The 19,478-nt window shown below is 42.5% G+C and carries 18 protein-coding genes and 1 other annotated feature; all 18 genes read left to right on the top strand.

The features are described 5' to 3' along the window. Positions 1 to 43: 43 nt before the first annotated feature. The 18 genes from secE (at position 44) to rplW (ending at position 19,467) form a co-directional block, all read left to right on the top strand. Positions 44 to 223 carry a preprotein translocase subunit SecE gene (gene secE, locus V8G47_RS17060; RefSeq protein ID WP_044340513.1) on the top strand — a complete coding sequence of 60 codons (180 nt, stop codon included), beginning with the start codon at positions 44 to 46 and terminating at the stop codon, positions 221 to 223. A gap of 170 nt (positions 224 to 393) precedes the next feature. Continuing rightward, positions 394 to 927, top strand: a complete 534-nt coding sequence (gene nusG, locus V8G47_RS17055) for a transcription termination/antitermination protein NusG (protein WP_034766009.1) — start codon at positions 394 to 396, stop codon at positions 925 to 927. 177 nt (positions 928 to 1,104) lie between these two features. Next, on the top strand, positions 1,105 to 1,530 hold the full coding sequence (gene rplK, locus V8G47_RS17050) for a 50S ribosomal protein L11 (protein WP_032085258.1): 426 nt from the start codon (positions 1,105 to 1,107) through the stop codon (positions 1,528 to 1,530). A 125-nt stretch (positions 1,531 to 1,655) separates the two neighbouring features. Continuing rightward, the gene (gene rplA, locus V8G47_RS17045) at positions 1,656 to 2,357 is read left to right on the top strand and encodes a 50S ribosomal protein L1 (protein ID WP_442970872.1); all 702 of its coding nucleotides are present in this window, start codon (positions 1,656 to 1,658) and stop codon (positions 2,355 to 2,357) included. 50 nt (positions 2,358 to 2,407) lie between these two features. After that, positions 2,408 to 2,552: a sequence feature (ribosomal protein L10 leader region), on the top strand. 42 nt (positions 2,553 to 2,594) lie between these two features. Further along, positions 2,595 to 3,095 (top strand): 50S ribosomal protein L10, encoded by a 501-nt coding sequence (rplJ, locus tag V8G47_RS17040; protein WP_060674140.1) that lies wholly within the window; start codon positions 2,595 to 2,597, stop codon positions 3,093 to 3,095. 59 nt (positions 3,096 to 3,154) lie between these two features. After that, on the top strand, positions 3,155 to 3,514 hold the full coding sequence (gene rplL, locus V8G47_RS17035) for a 50S ribosomal protein L7/L12 (protein ID WP_060674138.1): 360 nt from the start codon (positions 3,155 to 3,157) through the stop codon (positions 3,512 to 3,514). Positions 3,515 to 3,636: 122 nt separating this feature from the next. Further along, on the top strand, positions 3,637 to 4,245 hold the full coding sequence (locus V8G47_RS17030; RefSeq protein WP_336201168.1) for a class I SAM-dependent methyltransferase: 609 nt from the start codon (positions 3,637 to 3,639) through the stop codon (positions 4,243 to 4,245). A gap of 232 nt (positions 4,246 to 4,477) precedes the next feature. Beyond that, positions 4,478 to 8,035: a DNA-directed RNA polymerase subunit beta gene (gene rpoB, locus V8G47_RS17025; RefSeq protein ID WP_034766001.1), complete on the top strand. Its 3,558-nt coding sequence runs from the start codon at positions 4,478 to 4,480 to the stop codon at positions 8,033 to 8,035. Positions 8,036 to 8,086: 51 nt separating this feature from the next. After that, positions 8,087 to 11,686, top strand: coding sequence for a DNA-directed RNA polymerase subunit beta' (rpoC, locus tag V8G47_RS17020; RefSeq protein WP_034765999.1), 3,600 nt, complete (start codon positions 8,087 to 8,089; stop codon positions 11,684 to 11,686). Between the two features lie 160 nt (positions 11,687 to 11,846). Further along, positions 11,847 to 12,095 (top strand): 50S ribosomal protein L7ae-like protein, encoded by a 249-nt coding sequence (locus V8G47_RS17015; RefSeq protein ID WP_034765997.1) that lies wholly within the window; start codon positions 11,847 to 11,849, stop codon positions 12,093 to 12,095. 99 nt (positions 12,096 to 12,194) lie between these two features. Continuing rightward, positions 12,195 to 12,617 carry a 30S ribosomal protein S12 gene (rpsL, locus tag V8G47_RS17010; RefSeq protein ID WP_034765995.1) on the top strand — a complete coding sequence of 141 codons (423 nt, stop codon included), beginning with the start codon at positions 12,195 to 12,197 and terminating at the stop codon, positions 12,615 to 12,617. Between the two features lie 44 nt (positions 12,618 to 12,661). Then, the gene (rpsG, locus tag V8G47_RS17005) at positions 12,662 to 13,132 is read left to right on the top strand and encodes a 30S ribosomal protein S7 (RefSeq protein WP_034765993.1); all 471 of its coding nucleotides are present in this window, start codon (positions 12,662 to 12,664) and stop codon (positions 13,130 to 13,132) included. 51 nt (positions 13,133 to 13,183) lie between these two features. Next, positions 13,184 to 15,262 carry an elongation factor G gene (gene fusA / locus V8G47_RS17000; protein ID WP_336201158.1) on the top strand — a complete coding sequence of 693 codons (2,079 nt, stop codon included), beginning with the start codon at positions 13,184 to 13,186 and terminating at the stop codon, positions 15,260 to 15,262. A 129-nt stretch (positions 15,263 to 15,391) separates the two neighbouring features. Further along, entirely contained in the window at positions 15,392 to 16,582 is a 1,191-nt protein-coding gene (gene tuf, locus V8G47_RS16995) for an elongation factor Tu (RefSeq protein ID WP_034765989.1), read from the top strand. Positions 16,583 to 17,555: 973 nt separating this feature from the next. After that, positions 17,556 to 17,864, top strand: a complete 309-nt coding sequence (rpsJ, locus tag V8G47_RS16990) for a 30S ribosomal protein S10 (RefSeq protein ID WP_007085291.1) — start codon at positions 17,556 to 17,558, stop codon at positions 17,862 to 17,864. Positions 17,865 to 17,899: 35 nt separating this feature from the next. After that, on the top strand, positions 17,900 to 18,529 hold the full coding sequence (gene rplC, locus V8G47_RS16985; RefSeq protein WP_060674124.1) for a 50S ribosomal protein L3: 630 nt from the start codon (positions 17,900 to 17,902) through the stop codon (positions 18,527 to 18,529). A gap of 30 nt (positions 18,530 to 18,559) precedes the next feature. Continuing rightward, positions 18,560 to 19,183 (top strand): 50S ribosomal protein L4, encoded by a 624-nt coding sequence (rplD, locus tag V8G47_RS16980; protein ID WP_034765984.1) that lies wholly within the window; start codon positions 18,560 to 18,562, stop codon positions 19,181 to 19,183. Then, positions 19,183 to 19,467, top strand: coding sequence for a 50S ribosomal protein L23 (rplW, locus tag V8G47_RS16975; RefSeq protein WP_034765982.1), 285 nt, complete (start codon positions 19,183 to 19,185; stop codon positions 19,465 to 19,467). Before rplD ends, rplW begins: the two co-directional genes overlap by 1 nt. Positions 19,468 to 19,478: the final 11 nt, after the last annotated feature.

Here is a 19,478-nt window from a genome sequence, read left to right as displayed (position 1 = left end):
GTAGAAGTCTTGCGTATTGATATTAGTTGGAGGTTACTAACGGATGTTTAAATTCTTTCGCAATGTTGCATCGGAAATGAGAAAGGTCAGCTGGCCTAAACGTAAAGAGTTAACGCGCTATACGATCACGGTTATTACGACAGTGGTATTTGTTGCCCTTTTCTTTGCTGTTATCGACCTGGGCATCTCAGAACTTATGCGATTGATCATTGGTTCTAAGTAAGAGAAACATAGAATTAATTGTATATATACCATGAAAGCATGGTATAATGAATGTTAATAGAGTACATGACCTTAGAGCCCGTTATCTTTTTACGGGTTTTTTCATTTGGAGAAAAAAGGCGAATGAGTATTCTTAAATAGCGAGGAGGGACGGACGTTTAGTCCTATGAAATGGAGAAGAATTGGTATGTAGTCCATACTTATTCAGGATACGAGAATAAGGTGAAAGCGAACCTTGAGAAGCGTGTTGAAACGATGGGGATGCAAGATAAGATCTTCCGCGTGATCGTGCCTGAAGAAGAAGAGACGGATTTTAAGAATGGCAAGAAGAAAGTAATTAAGAAGAAGGTATTTCCCGGTTATGTGATTGTGGAAATCGTCATGACGGATGATTCATGGTATGTCGTCCGAAACACACCTGGAGTGACCGGTTTCGTCGGTTCATCAGGCTCAGGGTCAAAACCTACACCATTATTGCCGGAAGAAGTAACGAACCTTCTGAAACAAATGGGCATGACAGAGAAAAAGGTAGAAATCGACTTCGAATTAGGAGAAACAGTAAGGGTGAACGAAGGTCCGTTTGCGAACTTTACCGGCTCGATCGAAGAGATTGATAATGCAAAAGCAAAAGTGAAGGTACACGTCAATATGTTTGGTAGAGATACCCCGGTAGAACTGGATTTCTCCCAAATTGATAAATTATAATGGAAAAGAACTTGAAATCATTCTGAAAAAATGGTACTATTTCATAAGTCAGTGCGTCTCCACAAAGAGATACTGAAACTAATAGACGTTCTTTATGTTGATAAAGACATTTTTTACATTTGAGTGGGAGGGTGAAAAACCCAATAACCACATCACGGACTTAAGGAGGTGTGTCTCGTGGCTAAAAAAGTTATCAAAATGGTTAAATTGCAGATCCCTGCCGGTAAAGCTAATCCAGCTCCACCAGTTGGTCCTGCACTAGGTCAAGCAGGTGTTAACATCATGGGATTCTGTAAGGAATTCAATGCTCGTACAGCAGATCAAGCTGGCTTAATCATTCCTGTTGAAATCACGGTATTTGAAGACCGTTCATTTACATTCATCACAAAAACTCCACCCGCTGCTGTTCTTCTTAAGAAAGCTGCAGGTATCGAGTCTGGTTCAGGCGAACCAAACAGCAAGAAAGTGGCAACACTTAAACGCGATAAAGTACGTGAAATTGCTGAAACAAAAATGCCTGACTTAAATGCAGCTAGTGTTGAATCAGCTATGCGCATGGTAGAAGGAACTGCGCGCAGCATGGGTATCGTCATCGAAGACTAATCCCTGCTTCGTTAAAGTAGAGGTTCCTGTTGAACGAGGTTGCGATGATGAAATGTACGTTTCACTCGCAACCTTATTTCGTGGGAGGTTATTCCGCTAAAACCACATATAGGAGGAAATTTAAAATGGCTAAAAAAGGTAAAAAGTTTCTTGATGCTCAAAAGCTTGTAGATCGTACTAAAGCTTATTCAGTGGAAGAAGCAATCGAACTAGTTAAGAAAACAAACTTCGCTAAGTTTGACGCAACGATTGAAGTAGCGTTCCGCTTAGGTGTAGATACACGTAAAAACGACCAGCAAATCCGTGGAGCAGTTGTACTTCCACACGGAACTGGTAAAACTCAAAAGGTTCTTGTATTCGCTAAAGGCGATAAAGCAAAAGAAGCAGAAGCTGCCGGCGCTGATTTCGTAGGTGATGCAGAACTTATCAACAAGATCAACCAAGGTTGGTTCGAGTTCGACGTAATCGTTGCAACTCCAGACATGATGGGTGAAGTTGGTAAACTTGGTCGCGTATTGGGACCTAAAGGTTTAATGCCAAACCCTAAAACTGGAACAGTAACATTCGACGTAACAAAAGCTGTCAATGAAATCAAAGCTGGTAAAGTTGAATACCGTGCTGACAAATCAGGTAACGTTCACGTTCCTGTTGGAAAGATTTCATTCGATAACGAAAAGCTTGTTGAAAACTTTGCTACAATGTATGAAACAATGCTTAAAGTTAAACCTGCTGCTGCAAAAGGAACTTACATGAAAAATGTTTCTGTAACTTCTACAATGGGACCTGGCGTTAAAGTCGATCCTTCAACTTTCGCAGTTAAGGCATAATTTGGTATTGACTTACTGAGGACTAGTGATTATAATTAGTTCTGTTGTTAAAAACGAATACATTTGTACCGTAGACAGTAGGGGCTCATTACGAGCTTAATATCCTGCCGAGGTAATTGCGATAAAATAACCGCGTATAGCGTGTTTGCAATGCCCTTATGTCTACCTTGATATAAGGGCATTTTTTATTGGATGACGGTATAAATGTTCATCAGTCAATCTACAGGAGGTGTAATGATGAGCAGCATTCTAGATCAAAAGAAACACATCGTTGGAGAAATCTCTGACAAGCTAAAAAACAGTGTATCTACAATCGTTGTAGATTACCGTGGACTAGACGTTTCCGAACTTACTGAACTTCGTAAACAACTTCGCGAAGCTGGCATCGAGTTCAAAGTGTACAAAAACACTATGGTACGTCGTGCCGCAGAAGAAGCTGGTCTTGAAGGGTTAAACGAATTCTTAACTGGTCCTAACGCAATCGCGTTCAGTACAGAAGAAGTAGTTGCACCTGCAAAGATCCTTAACAGCTTCGCTAAAGAACACGAAGCACTTGAAATCAAAACGGGTGTCATCGAAGGAACGATCACTTCAGTTGAGGATGTTAAAGCAATCGCTGAACTTCCAAACCGCGAAGGACTTCTTTCTATGCTACTCAGCGTGCTACAAGCACCAATGCGCAACTTTGCGTTGGCAACAAAAGCCGTTGCAGATCAAAAAGAAGAGCAAGGCGCGTAAGCTAAAGCAAGTCGTTTAAATAAAAAAATTAAGCAAACACCACAAGGAGGAAATTTAAAATGAGTAAAGAGCAAATCATTGACGCGATTAAAGAAATGTCAGTTCTTGAACTAAATGATCTAGTTAAAGCAATCGAAGAAGAATTCGGAGTAACTGCTGCTGCACCTGTAGCTGCTGCTGCTGGTGGCGCTGACGCTGCTGCAGAACAAACTGAATTCGACCTAATTCTTGAGAGCGCTGGAGCTCAAAAAATCAAGGTTATCAAAGTTGTTCGTGAAATCACAGGTCTTGGCCTTAAAGAAGCGAAAGAAATGGTTGATAACACTCCTAAAGCTCTTAAAGAAGGTATTGCTAAAGAGGAAGCTGAAGAACTTAAAGCTAAACTTGAAGAAGTTGGAGCTGGCGTAGAAGTTAAGTAATGATTGTATAGATGAAAAGCTCGCTATATTTGGCGGGCTTTTTTCTTGTCTGGCATCTATCCAGACTCTTTTTGGAAAAGATGGTTACCAGGCGGGTTCTATCAATGGATGGAGATGATATAATGACCAATCACTATTATTCCCGTAACCCTGATGTGGAAAGTAACCCCGGGATGATTGCCTTTGAATTAAGGGGACAAACATTCCGTTTTAAGACAGACCAGGGCGTTTTCTCAAAAAAGGAAGTTGACTTTGGTTCAAGAGCCTTGATTGAAACGTTTGAATTACCTGATGTTCAGGGACCGATACTTGATGTCGGCTGCGGTTATGGCCCGGTCGGACTATCCTTGGCTAAAGACTTTGGTGATCGGACGGTCCATATGATCGATGTAAACGAGAGGGCTCTATCTTTAGCGAAAGAAAATGCCGGGGAAAATAAAGTTCAAAACGTTAAAGTCTATCAAAGTGACCGATATACGAATGTCGTTGAAAAGGGATTTGCCGCTATTTTAACGAATCCTCCGATACGGGCAGGGAAAGAAACGGTTCATTCGATTCTTGAGAATAGTTACGGACATCTGACGGAACGCGGAGAATTATGGGTCGTTATTCAGAAGAAGCAAGGTGCTCCCTCTGCCATGGAGAAAATGGAAAAAATCTTTTCAAATGTAGAAGTCGTCACCAGAAAAAAGGGATACTATATCTTGAAATCGGTAAAAGAAATCCGTTGACGTAGCTTATCTGCTATGATAACATTATAAAATGCAAAAATATTATTTTCCGGTATTATGTCCATATGTATACATGTTGGATAAATTGGAAAAGATTATAAAATAATAGTTCGTCATTTGAAAATGAGGTTTTATCATTAAAACCCTTTTTCTTTTTGTCTTGTGTAGAGTAGTGATCCTACTTTAAGGCATATAGACACAACCAAAACGCTTGATTTGAGGGGTGAATCAGTTGACAGGTCAACTAGTTCAGTATGGACGACACCGCCAACGCAGAAGTTTTGCGCGTATCAGTGAAGTTTTAGAATTACCGAATTTAATCGAAATTCAAACTTCCTCGTATCAATGGTTTCTTGATGAGGGGTTAAGAGAAATGTTCCGTGACATTTCTCCGATTGAGGACTTCACTGGTAATCTCTCTTTGGAATTTATTGATTATAGTCTGGGAGAGCCAAAGTACTCGGTGGAAGAATCAAAGGAAAGAGATGTTACTTACTCTGCACCGCTTAGAGTAAAAGTCCGTCTTGTGAACAAGGAAACAGGAGAAGTAAAAGATCAAGACGTATTTATGGGTGATTTCCCATTAATGACAGACACAGGTACTTTTGTCATCAATGGTGCTGAGCGCGTTATCGTATCTCAGCTAGTGCGTTCACCTAGTGTTTACTTTAGCGGAAAAGTAGATAAAAACGGAAAGAAAGGGTTTACTGCTACCGTTATACCAAACCGCGGAGCTTGGCTTGAGTATGAAACAGATGCAAAAGATGTTGTATATGTGCGAATTGATCGAACTCGCAAACTACCGGTAACGGTTCTTTTACGTGCCCTTGGGTTTGGCTCTGATCAAGAAATCATCGATTTGATCGGTGATAATGAGTACATTCGTAACACGCTCGAGAAAGATAACACGGAAGGTATCGACAAGGCATTGCTCGAGATTTATGAGCGTCTGCGCCCGGGAGAGCCTCCTACAGTAGAAAATGCTAAAAGTTTACTCGTTTCTCGTTTCTTTGATCCTAAGCGTTATGACTTAGCAAACGTTGGACGTTACAAAATGAACAAAAAGCTTCACATTAAGAATCGTTTATTCGGTCAAACTCTAGCAGAAACTCTAGCAGATCCGGAAACGGGTGAGATTCTGGCAGAGAAAGGCACGGTTCTTGACCGTCGCGCCCTGGATAAGGTCATCCCTTATTTAGAAAACGGCATTGGTTTCAAAAACTACCAACAGTCCGGCGGCGTATTAGAAGAAGACGTAGTTCTTCAATCTATCAAAATCTATTCTCCTAACGAAGAGGGAGATTTTGAAATCAACGTAATCAGCAATGCGTATGTTGAAGAAGAGGTTAAGTACATTACACCTGCAGATATCATTTCTTCCATTTCTTACTTCTTTAACTTATTACATGGAGTAGGACTGACAGATGATATTGACCATTTAGGTAACCGTCGTTTACGTTCGGTTGGTGAATTGCTACAGAACCAATTCCGTATCGGTTTATCACGTATGGAGCGTGTGGTCCGTGAAAGAATGTCCATTCAGGACACGAACACGATCACGCCTCAACAACTGATCAACATCCGTCCTGTTATTGCATCCATTAAAGAGTTCTTTGGAAGCTCTCAATTGTCTCAATTCATGGATCAAACGAATCCTCTTGCAGAATTAACGCACAAACGCCGTCTTTCTGCATTAGGGCCCGGTGGATTAACACGTGAACGTGCCGGTTTCGAAGTACGTGACGTCCATTATTCCCACTATGGCCGTATGTGTCCGATTGAAACACCTGAGGGTCCGAACATCGGACTGATCAACTCACTTTCCTCCTTTGCGAAAGTGAATAAATTCGGCTTTATCGAAACGCCGTATCGTCGTGTCGACCCCGATACCGGGAAAGTAACCGATCGTATCGATTACTTGACGGCAGACGAAGAAGATAACTATGTAGTGGCGCAGGCGAACGCACGTCTTGGAGATGACGGTGCATTCCTTGATGAAGAAGTCATCTCCCGTTTCCGCGGTGAGAACACGGTCATCAAGCGTGAACGTCTCGACTACATGGATGTATCTCCTAAACAAGTAGTATCAGCTGCGACAGCATGTATTCCATTCTTAGAGAACGATGACTCCAACCGTGCTCTAATGGGAGCGAACATGCAGCGTCAAGCAGTACCTTTGATGAATCCGGAATCACCGATCGTCGGAACAGGTATGGAACACGTATCTGCGAAAGACTCCGGTGCAGCCGTGATCTGTAAATACGAAGGTATTGTGGAGAAGGTTGAAGCGAAACAGGTTTGGGTGCGTCGTGTGAAAGAAATCGACGGTCAGGAAGTAAAAGGTGACCTCGATAAGTATCGTATGCAGAAATTCATCCGTTCTAACCAGGGTACATGTTACAACCAGCGTCCAATCGTAAGTGAAGGTGACCGTGTAGTAAAAGGAGAAATCCTTGCTGATGGTCCTTCCATGGAGAAAGGTGAACTCGCCTTGGGACGTAACGTCATGGTTGGATTCATGACTTGGGACGGTTACAACTATGAAGATGCGATCATCATGAGTGAGCGTCTTGTAAAAGACGATGTCTATACTTCTATTCATATTGAAGAATATGAGTCTGAGTCCCGTGATACGAAATTGGGACCTGAAGAAATCACTCGTGATATTCCTAACGTTGGTGAAGATGCACTTCGCAATCTTGATGAGCGCGGAATCATCCGCATCGGTGCTGAAGTAAAAGATGGCGACCTGCTAGTCGGTAAAGTAACGCCTAAAGGTGTAACGGAACTGACGGCTGAAGAGCGTCTATTACATGCGATCTTCGGTGAGAAGGCCCGTGAAGTCCGGGATACATCCCTTCGCGTACCACACGGTGGCGGTGGAATCATCCTTGATGTGAAAGTCTTCAACCGTGAAGATGGCGATGAATTACCACCAGGTGTAAACCAGCTTGTACGTGTATACATCGTTCAGAAACGTAAGATCTCTGAAGGTGACAAAATGGCTGGTCGTCACGGTAACAAAGGTGTTATCTCAAGAATCCTTCCTGAAGAAGACATGCCGTTCTTACCAGACGGCACACCGATTGATATCATGCTTAACCCACTAGGGGTACCATCACGTATGAATATTGGTCAGGTGCTGGAGCTTCACTTGGGAATGGCAGCAAGATACCTCGGTATTCATGTTGCTTCACCAGTATTTGATGGAGCACGTGAGGAAGATGTATGGGCAACAATTGAAGAAGCAGGTATGGCACGCGATGCCAAAACCGTTCTTTACGATGGTAGAACGGGTGAACCGTTTGATAACCGTGTATCAGTTGGAATCATGTATATGATCAAACTTGCTCACATGGTTGATGACAAACTTCACGCACGTTCAACCGGACCTTATTCACTTGTTACGCAACAGCCACTCGGTGGTAAAGCGCAATTCGGTGGACAGCGTTTCGGTGAGATGGAGGTATGGGCACTTGAAGCTTATGGTGCTGCTTACACTCTACAAGAAATTCTTACAGTTAAGTCCGATGACGTTGTGGGCCGTGTGAAAACATACGAAGCCATCGTCAAGGGTGAAAACGTTCCTGAACCTGGTGTTCCGGAATCATTTAAAGTTCTGATCAAAGAGCTTCAAAGTTTAGGTATGGATGTTAAGATCCTCTCTAGTAACGAAGAAGAAATCGAAATGCGCGACTTAGAGGACGAAGAAGAAGTACAACAAGCAGACACGCTAAATATCTCTGAATCTAATGCACAGGAATCCGAGACAGTAGGGTCTAAAGAATAAATTTAGAGCAATTAGGGTTAGAGCCTGTAGATTAAAAGGGAGGTAGGCCCCTTGCTAGATGTAAATAATTTTGAGTATATGAAAATTGGTTTAGCTTCCCCCGATAAGATCCGTTCATGGTCTTTCGGGGAAGTTAAAAAGCCCGAAACGATTAACTATCGTACGTTAAAACCAGAAAAAGATGGTTTGTTCTGTGAACGTATTTTCGGTCCTACGAAGGACTGGGAATGTCACTGTGGTAAATACAAGCGTGTCCGTTATAAAGGCGTCGTTTGTGACCGCTGTGGTGTCGAAGTAACAAAAGCTAAAGTTCGTCGTGAACGTATGGGTCACATTGAACTTGCCGCACCTGTTTCTCACATCTGGTACTTCAAAGGAATCCCAAGCCGTATGGGTCTTGTGTTAGACATGTCCCCGCGTGCTTTGGAAGAAGTCATCTATTTCGCTTCCTATGTTGTAACAGAACCAGGCGACACGGCTCTTGAAAGAAAGCAACTTCTTTCTGAAAAAGAGTACCGTGCATATCGTGAGAAGTACGGAGTGAAATTCCAAGCTGCAATGGGAGCGGAAGCAATTAAAAAGCTTCTGCAGGATATTGACCTGGATAAAGAAGCTGATTTCTTGAAGGAAGAACTGAAAACAGCTCAAGGTCAACGCCGTACCCGTGCAATCAAACGATTGGAAGTAGTGGAATCTTTCAGAAACTCAGGGAATGATCCGGACTGGATGATCCTTGATGTCCTTCCTGTCATTCCTCCAGAGCTTCGCCCGATGGTTCAACTTGACGGTGGACGCTTTGCGACTTCTGACTTAAATGATTTATATCGTCGCGTTATTAACCGTAATAACCGTCTTAAGCGTTTATTGGACCTTGGTGCCCCAAGCATCATCGTTCAAAATGAGAAGCGTATGCTACAAGAAGCGGTTGATGCTTTAATTGATAATGGTCGTCGTGGCCGTCCAGTTACTGGACCGGGTAACCGTCCATTAAAATCCCTTTCACATATGCTTAAAGGGAAGCAAGGTCGTTTCCGTCAGAACCTTCTTGGTAAACGTGTTGACTACTCCGGCCGTTCTGTAATCGTTGTTGGACCTAACCTTAAGATGTACCAATGTGGTCTTCCTAAAGAAATGGCTCTTGAGTTATTCAAACCATTCGTTATGAAAGAACTCGTTGAAAAAGGATTGGCCCATAACATCAAGAGTGCCAAGCGCAAGATTGAACGCGTCCAGCCGGAAGTATGGGATGTATTAGAAGGCGTCATCAAAGAACATCCGGTACTGTTAAACCGTGCACCTACACTTCACAGACTTGGTATTCAAGCATTTGAACCAACGCTTGTCGAAGGTAGAGCGATCCGTCTTCACCCACTTGTATGTACAGCATACAATGCGGATTTTGATGGTGACCAAATGGCGGTTCACGTACCGCTATCTTCTGAAGCTCAAGCTGAAGCGCGCATGCTGATGCTTGCTGCCCAAAACATCCTAAATCCGAAAGACGGTAAACCGGTTGTTACACCGTCCCAGGATATGGTATTAGGTAACTATTACCTTACACTTGAACGTGAAAATGCTGTTGGTGAAGGTATGATCTTCAATGATGCGAATGAAGTCATCCTTGCATATCAAAATGGTTATGTACACTTGCATACCCGTATTGCAATCCATGCAAGCACCATCAACAACAAAACGTTCACCGAGAAGCAAAACAAACAATTATTATTAACAACGGTAGGTAAAGTAATCTTCAACGAGATCTTGCCTGATACATTCCCGTTCATCAACGAACCAACAAGAACGAACTTGGAAGTTGCGACTCCTGAGAACTACTTTGTTGATCCGTCAACGGACGTAAAGGAAGTATTCCAAAGCCGTGAGTTAATCAACCCATTCAAAAAAGGTTTCTTAGGGAATATCATCGCGGAAGTGTTCAAGAAGTTCGCCATCACGGAAACGTCTCGTATGCTTGATAAGATGAAGGACCTTGGATTCAAATATTCTACAAAAGCCGGTATTACGGTTGGTATCGCAGATATCGTCGTACTAGCGGAAAAAGAAGAGATCTTGATCGAAGCGCAAAGTAAAGTAGATAACGTATTGAAACAATTCAAACGTGGTCTCATTACAGAAGATGAAAGATACGATCGTGTTATCTCCATCTGGAGTGCTGCGAAAGATACGATTCAAGGTAAGTTAATGGCAACATTGGATAAACGCAACCCGATCTTCATGATGAGTGACTCAGGTGCCCGTGGTAACGCATCAAACTTCACTCAGCTTGCCGGTATGCGTGGACTGATGGCCAACCCGGCTGGTCGTATCATCGAGTTACCGATCAAATCAAGTTTCCGTGAAGGTCTGACGGTTCTTGAATACTTCATCTCTACCCATGGTGCCCGTAAAGGTCTTGCCGATACAGCACTGAAAACAGCTGACTCAGGTTACCTGACGCGTCGACTGGTTGACGTTGCACAGGACGTTATCGTTCGTGAGGAAGACTGTGGAACGGACAGAGGCTTACTTGTAGGCTCCATTAAAGAGGGTACGGAAATCATCGAACCTCTTGAAGAACGTTTACTCGGTCGTTACTCCCGTAAGACATTACGTCACCCTGAGACAGATGAAATCATCATTACAGAAAATCAGCTGATCACAGAAGACTTGGCTAAGACGATCATTGATGCTGGCGTCGAACATGTTTCGATCCGTTCTGCCTTCACATGTAACACAAGACACGGTGTGTGTGAAAAATGTTACGGAACGAACCTTGCGACAGGTCAAAAAGTCGAAGTCGGGGAAGCTGTCGGTATCATCGCTGCTCAATCCATCGGGGAACCGGGTACTCAGTTAACGATGCGTACGTTCCATACTGGTGGGGTTGCAGGAGACGATATCACTCAAGGTTTACCGCGTATCCAAGAAATCTTCGAGGCGCGTAACCCTAAAGGTCAAGCTGTCATCTCTGAAATCGATGGTGTGATCACATCCATCAGTGAAGGAAAAGATCGTCAGTACGAAATTACCGTACAAGGTGATGTGGAAACGAGAAGTTACACAGCTCCTTACACAGCTCGCTTGAAGTTCGCTGTAAACGATAAGGTCGCACGCGGTCAGGAAATCACTGAAGGTTCGATCGATCCGAAAGAACTTCTTAAAGTCCGTGATGTGTCTGCCGTTCAAGAATACTTGCTTCGCGAAGTACAAAAGGTATATCGTATGCAAGGGGTTGAAATCGGCGACAAACACGTTGAAGTCATGGTCCGTCAAATGTTACGTAAAGTCCGCGTCATCGATGCTGGTGAATCTGAAGTGCTTCCGGGTACTCTTATGGATATCCACCAATTCAGAGATGCGAACGAGAAAGCATTGTTCGGCGGTAAGCTTCCGGCAACAGGACGTCCTGTACTGCTCGGGATCACCAAAGCTTCACTTGAAACAGATTCCTTCTTATCCGCAGCATCATTCCAGGAAACAACTCGTGTGTTAACGGACGCTGCGATCAAAGGAAAACGTGATGAGTTACTAGGATTGAAAGAAAATGTTATCATCGGTAAACTGGTTCCGGCAGGAACAGGTATGCAACGTTACCGTAAAGCAGAACCGGTTTTAGCAGAAGATACTAGTGAAGAAACAGTAACAGTAGAGTAATCTATTTAGGCTAACTCTTAGGCGGGTTTGATTGCTCAAACATCAGCTCTAAGAGTTAGCTTTTATAAATCTTTTAAATCTTTGTTGACATAGAGATTTTAAGATGATAATATATTCAAGGTTGCTCCTATTAATAACCTGTTACTTTGGAGGATATGAAATGTCTTATGAAAAAGTAGCGCAGGCTAAAGAAATTATTGTAGGAACAAAGCAAGCAGTGAAAGCTCTAAAAACAGGTCATGTACTCGAAGTTGTAATTGCGGAGGATGCTGATCCTAAGGTTACAGCAAAAGTAGTTCAGGCCGCGATCGATCTTAATGTACCGGTTAACAAAGTGGATTCGATGAAGAAACTTGGTAAATCGTGCGGAATAGATGTTGGAGCAGCAGCTGTTGCGATTATACAGTAAAATAGTTTTTGTAGAAGCGATCTACAAAAACTTTACTTTTACCCAAAAAAGAACCACCTGGATGTGTGGGCTTACCAAATAAGAAGGGAGGAAAACAAAATGCCAACTATTAACCAATTAGTTCGCAAGCCTCGTCAGTCAAAATCAACTAAATCAAAGTCACCAGCTCTTAACAAAGGTTATAACAGCTTTAAGAAGGTGCACACGAACTTGTCTTCTCCACAAAAACGTGGTGTATGTACTCGTGTTGGTACAATGACTCCAAAGAAACCGAACTCGGCGCTACGTAAATATGCACGTGTTCGTTTGACAAATGGAATCGAGGTTACTGCTTACATCCCTGGTATCGGACACAACCTTCAAGAGCACAGTGTTGTTCTTATCCGTGGAGGACGTGTAAAGGATTTACCGGGAGTACGTTATCACATCGTACGTGGTGCGCTTGATACAGCTGGAGTTGACGGCCGTATGCAAGGACGTTCTAAATACGGAACTAAGCGCCCTAAAGCAGCTAAAAAATAATAAAACTACTATAAATTCATTTCTCGTTGAAAGGAGGAAATCACATGCCACGTAAAGGTCCTGTAGCAAAAAGAGACGTTTTACCTGATCCAATGTACAATTCTAAATTAGTTACTCGTTTAATCAACAAAATCATGATTGACGGTAAAAGAGGTAAAGCTCAAAAGAAATTATACGCAGCGTTTGATATCATTAGCGAGCGTTCAGGTAAAGATGCAATGGAAGTATTCGATGCAGCTTTGAAAAATATCATGCCGGTATTGGAAGTTAAAGCTCGTCGTGTAGGTGGTTCAAACTATCAAGTACCTGTAGAGGTGCGTCCAGAGCGTCGTACTACATTAGGTCTTCGTTGGTTAGTAAACTACTCTCGTCTTCGCGGTGAGAAGACAATGGAAGAGCGTTTAGCTAACGAAATCCTTGATGCAGCTAACAACACTGGAGCTTCTGTCAAGAAGCGTGAAGATACACACAAGATGGCTGAAGCGAACAAAGCGTTTGCTCACTATCGTTGGTAATCTGACCTTAATCAAACAAATCATTCTTTTATAAGGAAGGAGAAAGACCGCATGCCTAGAGAGTTCTCCTTAGAAAACACTCGTAATATCGGTATCATGGCTCACATCGATGCCGGTAAAACAACTGCAACTGAGCGTATCCTATTTTATACAGGTCGTATCCATAAAATTGGAGAAACTCACGAAGGTGCTTCTCAAATGGACTGGATGGAGCAAGAGCAAGAACGTGGTATCACTATCACTTCTGCTGCGACAACAGCTCAATGGAAAGGCCATCGTATCAACATCATCGATACACCGGGTCACGTAGACTTCACTGTTGAAGTTGAACGTTCCCTGCGTGTACTTGATGGTGCAGTAGCAGTACTTGATGCTCAATCTGGTGTTGAGCCTCAAACTGAAACTGTATGGCGCCAAGCAACTACTTACGGGGTTCCCCGTGTAGTGTTCGTTAACAAAATGGACAAAATCGGTGCTGACTTCCTTTACTCTGTAGGTACACTACATGAGCGTCTACAAGCTAATGCACATCCTATTCAGCTTCCAATCGGTGCTGAGGATGACTTCGAAGGAATCATCGACTTAGTAGAAATGAAAGCATATTTCTATGAAGATGACCTTGGAACTCGTGCAGAAGCTCGTGACATTCCTGAAGAGTACAAAGATCAAGCTGAAGAATACCGTGGAAAACTTATTGAAGCTGTATCTGAACTTGATGAAGAGCTTATGATGAAGTACTTAGAAGGTGAAGAGCTTACAAATGATGAGCTTAAAGCAGCTATCCGTACAGCGACTCTAACTGTTGAGTTCTATCCGGTAGTCTGTGGATCTGCCTTCAAAAACAAAGGGGTTCAATTACTAATTGACTCAGTTATCGATTATCTTCCAGCACCAACAGATGTTGAAGATATCAAAGGTTTTGTACCTGATACAGAAGAAGAAGTAACTCGTCCATCTGCTGACGATGCTCCATTCTCTGCATTAGCGTTCAAAGTTGCAACTGACCCTTATGTTGGTAAATTAACTTTCTTCCGTGTGTACTCAGGAACATTAGATTCTGGTTCATACGTAAGAAACTCTTCTAAAGGTAAACGTGAACGTGTAGGACGTATCCTGCAAATGCACGCTAACTCCCGTGAAGAGATCTCCACTGTTTACGCTGGGGACATTGCGGCAGCAGTTGGTCTGAAAGATACTAGTACTGGAGATACACTATGTGATGAAAAGAGCCTTGTTATCTTAGAATCCATGGTATTCCCAGAGCCGGTTATCTCTCTATCCGTTGAGCCTAAATCAAAGGCTGACCAAGATAAAATGACGACTGCTCTTCAAAAACTTCAAGAGGAAGATCCAACATTCCGCGCGCATACTGACCAGGAAACAGGTCAAGTTATCATCGCAGGTATGGGTGAGCTTCACTTAGATATCATCGTTGACCGTATGAGACGTGAATTCAAAGTAGAAGCAAACGTAGGTGCTCCTCAAGTATCTTACCGTGAGACTTTCCGTGATACGGCTAAAGTTGAAGGTAAGTTCGCCCGTCAATCTGGTGGACGTGGACAATTTGGACACGTTTGGATCGAATTCTCACCTAACGAAGAAGGTAAAGGATTCGAATTCGAGAACGGTATCGTTGGTGGTGTGGTTCCTCGTGAATACATCCCTGCTGTACAAGCCGGTCTATCTGACGCTTTAGAAAATGGTGTCTTAGCTGGTTTCCCACTTGTTGATGTTAAAGCAAGATTATTCGATGGTTCATACCATGACGTCGACTCCTCTGAGATGGCGTTCAAAATCGCTGCATCAATGGCACTTAAGAATGCTGCTTCTAAATGTAAGCCGGTCATCCTTGAGCCAATGATGAAAGTAGAGGTTGTTATCCCTGAGGAATACCTTGGAGATATCATGGGTGACGTTACTTCCCGTCGTGGACGCGTAGAAGGTATGGAAGCACGCGGTAACGCTCAAGTCGTTAAAGCGTTCGTACCTCTATCTGAAATGTTTGGATATGCAACTTCATTACGTTCTAACACACAAGGACGTGGAACATACTCCATGCACTTCGATCACTACGAAGAAGTACCTAAGTCGATTTCTGAAGAAATCATCAAAAAAAATAAAGGTGAATAATTGATTTATTCGCTTTTATAAAGTATAAATACTAATGTAAGCAATTGTTGTGTCAGAGGTGGTTATTTAACCGTCTCTGAGGCACCTAAAATATACTTATTTTCTTTAAAATCAAAGGAGGATTTTCAAATGGGTAAGGAAAAATTTGATCGTTCCAAGCAACATGCGAATATCGGTACAATCGGTCACGTTGACCATGGTAAAACAACTCTAACAGCTGCAATCACAACTACACTTCACAAGAAGTATGGTCGTGGAACTGCAATGGCTTATGACCAAATCGACGGTGCTCCAGAAGAAAGAGAACGTGGAATCACAATCTCTACTGCGCACGTTGAGTACGAAACTGATACTCGTCACTATGCACACGTTGACTGCCCAGGACATGCTGACTATGTTAAGAACATGATCACTGGTGCTGCACAAATGGATGGTGGGATCCTAGTAGTATCTGCTGCTGATGGCCCAATGCCACAAACTCGTGAGCACATCCTTCTTTCTCGTCAAGTAGGTGTTCCATACCTAGTTGTATTCATGAACAAATGTGACATGGTAGACGACGAAGAACTACTTGAATTAGTAGAAATGGAAGTTCGTGACCTTCTTTCTGAGTACGATTTCCCTGGCGATGACGTACCAGTAATCAAAGGTTCTGCTCTTAAAGCTCTTGAAGGAGATGCTGAGTGGGAAGCGAAAATCTTCGAACTTATGGAAGCTGTAGATAGCTACATTCCAACTCCAGAGCGTGACACTGACAAGCCATTCATGATGCCTGTTGAGGACGTATTCTCAATCACAGGTCGTGGAACAGTTGCTACTGGTCGTGTTGAGCGTGGACAAGTTAAAGTTGGAGACACTATCGACATCATCGGTCTTTCTGAAGAACCAAAATCTACTACTGTAACAGGTGTAGAAATGTTCCGTAAGCTTCTTGACTATGCTGAAGCTGGAGACAACATCGGTGCACTACTTCGTGGTGTAGCTCGTGAAGATATCCAACGTGGACAAGTACTTGCTAAGCCAGGTACAATCACTCCACACACAAAGTTCAAAGCAGAAGTTTATGTTCTTTCTAAAGAAGAAGGTGGACGTCACACTCCATTCTTCACTAACTACCGCCCACAGTTCTACTTCCGTACAACTGACGTAACTGGTATCTGTAACCTTCCTGAAGGTGTAGAAATGGTTATGCCTGGCGATAACATCGAAATGACTGTTGAGCTTATCGCTCCAATCGCTATCGAAGAAGGTACTAAGTTCTCTATCCGTGAGGGTGGACGTACTGTAGGTGCTGGAGTAGTAGCTACAATCACTGAGTAATCATTGATATCGAAAACAGATGGACATCGTGTCCATCTGTTTTTTTGTGCGCATTTATTGTGAGTGGGAAGATAATGACTTGGACATAGAGATTTGGACTGGTTCTATAAGTACAAAAAAATATCACTTTTGTACGCCGCTGTTGATTTCCGTGCAAGACTCCGCTTTCCTCGGGCGAAAGGCGAGCCTCCTCGTCGCTATCGCTCCTGTGGGGTCTCACCCATTTCGCTTTTCCCGAAGGAGTCTCCGTCTTGCACTCCAATCAACAGCTAGAGACTGCATAATTTGTATTTATTGCTTTTTATAATACCCGACCATTTCTATATCGATTAAAGAACACAGATTGATAGTTCCCTCATAGATGAATCATTATATTTGCGACTTTCTTCTATATATAATGTGCTAACTCCATTCTAAATAAAACATGATTAAAGATAAGGATTGTCTTTAAGCTTTCAACTTTCAAATCGGATCTTAGGAAATGTCATCTCTATAGCAATAACTTATTGAACTCATTGTTGATTGAAACGGAAGGCAGCTCGACTCCTGCGGGAAGTGCTGGACAGGTGAGATCCCACAGGGCGAAGCCCGAGGAGGCTCACCGCCAGCCCCGCGGAAAGCGAGCTGCCTGCAGTGGAAATCAACATTCAGTCGCTCTTATACAAATAATATTTACTTTCACAAAATGCTATAGTACATAAAATAAGTTGTTATATTAAATATTGTGAAAATACCACATAACCTTGAAAATATAACGGTTCGTTTGTATAATAGAGAAAGTGTGCAAAACATAAAGAAATTGCAAGAAACCCTTGCTTCTTCTGGGTGTTTTAGTTATAATAGACAATGTTGGTCTTTGACTGCGATGAAACAGAAGGTTGCTGACACACACGGCCGCTTTGCCATGGCGAGTGTGTGGGAAATTTCTGTGGAGAATGTCTATTCAAAAATAGGCGATAAAGGAGGGAAAATAATGGCAAAACAAAAGATTCGTATCCGTTTAAAGGCTTATGATCACAGAATCCTTGATCAATCAGCTGAGAAAATTGTTGAAACAGCAAAACGTTCTGGTGCGGCGGTTTCAGGACCGATCCCACTACCGACTGAAAAGTCTGTTTACACAATCCTACGTGCTGTGCACAAATACAAAGATTCTCGTGAGCAATTCGAAATGCGTACTCATAAACGCTTAATCGACATTGTAAATCCGACACCTCAAACAGTTGATGCGCTTATGCGTTTAGACTTACCATCAGGTGTAGATATCGAAATCAAACTTTAATTCATAAAAACCATAATAATCAGGAGGTGTGACTTATGACCAAAGGAATCTTAGGAAGAAAGATTGGTATGACTCAAGTTTTCGCTGAAAACGGTGATCTTATCCCTGTAACTGTTATCGAGGCTGCTCAAAACGTGGTACTTCAAAAGAAATCTACAGACGTTGATGGCTACGAAGCTATCCAAGTAGGTTTTGAAGACAAACGTGAAAAGCTTTCTAACAAACCAGAGAGAGGCCACGTTGCTAAAGCTGAAACTGCTCCTAAGCGCTTCATCCGTGAAATCCGCGGTGTAAACGTAGAAGAGTACGAAGTTGGTCAAGAAGTCAAAGTTGATATTTTCGCTGCAGGCGAAATCGTAGATGTAACAGGAGTTTCAAAAGGTAAAGGTTTCCAAGGTGCTATCAAGCGTCATAACCAATCACGCGGACCTATGTCCCATGGTTCTCGTTACCACCGTCGTCCCGGTTCAATGGGTCCTGTTGATCCAAACCGTGTATTCAAAGGTAAATTACTACCTGGACGTATGGGCGGAGAGCAAATTACAATTCAAAACCTTGAAATTGTAAAAGTTGATGCTGAACGTAACCTTATCTTAGTCAAAGGTAATGTACCTGGACCTAAGAAACAACTGATCAAAGTAAAGTCAGCTATTAAAGCAAACTAATAGAACTTTTCAAGAAAGGAGGAAACAAGAATGCCGAAAGTAGCATTATTTAACCAAAGCGGTTCTAAAGTTGGTGATATCGAACTTAATGACACTGTTTTTGGTATTGAACCAAACACACATGTGATGACTGAAGCAGTATTGATGCAAAGAGCGTCTTTACGTCAAGGTAATCATAAAGTAAAAAATCGTTCTGAAGTACGTGGCGGTGGGCGTAAGCCTTGGCGTCAAAAAGGAACAGGTCGTGCTCGTCAAGGGTCAATCCGTTCTCCACAATGGCGCGGTGGTGGTACTGTATTTGGACCAGTTCCACGCAGCTACAGCTACAAACTTCCTAAGAAAGTTCGTCGCTTAGCGATTAAATCTGCATTATCTTCTAAAGTGGTAGAAGAAAACATCTTAGTATTAGAAGCATTATCATTCGATGCTCCTAAAACAAAAGAATTTGCCAGCGTTCTAAAAGGTCTTTCTGTTGATTCTAAAACATTAGTAATCACTGACGGTCTTGACGAAAACGTAGCACTTTCAGCTCGTAACATCCCTGGTGTAACTGTTGTCACTGCAGAAGGAATTAGCGTTCTGGATGTATTAGGACATGACAAACTAGTGATGACTAAATCAGCTGTTGAAAAAGTAGAGGAGGTGCTCGCATAATGGATGTACGTGAAATCATTAAGCGCCCCGTAATTACAGAGGCTTCAACTGATCTTATGTCTGAGAAAAAGTATACTTTCGAAGTTGATACTAGAGCTAACAAAACTCAAGTAAAAGACGCCGTTCAAGCAATCTTTGACGTGAAAGTAGATAAAGTAAACATCATGAACTACAAAGGTAAGTTCAAGCGCATGGGTAAACACGCTGGTTACACTAACAAGCGTCGTAAAGCTATCGTTAAGCTTACTGCTGACAGTAAAGAAATCGAATTCTTTGAAGTATAAAATTCTTTAAT

It is taken from the genome of Rossellomorea sp. LJF3 (genome assembly GCF_037046045.1).
Lineage (GTDB): Bacteria > Bacillota > Bacilli > Bacillales > Bacillaceae_B > Rossellomorea.
This window is presented reverse-complemented; position numbering and strand designations above follow the sequence as displayed.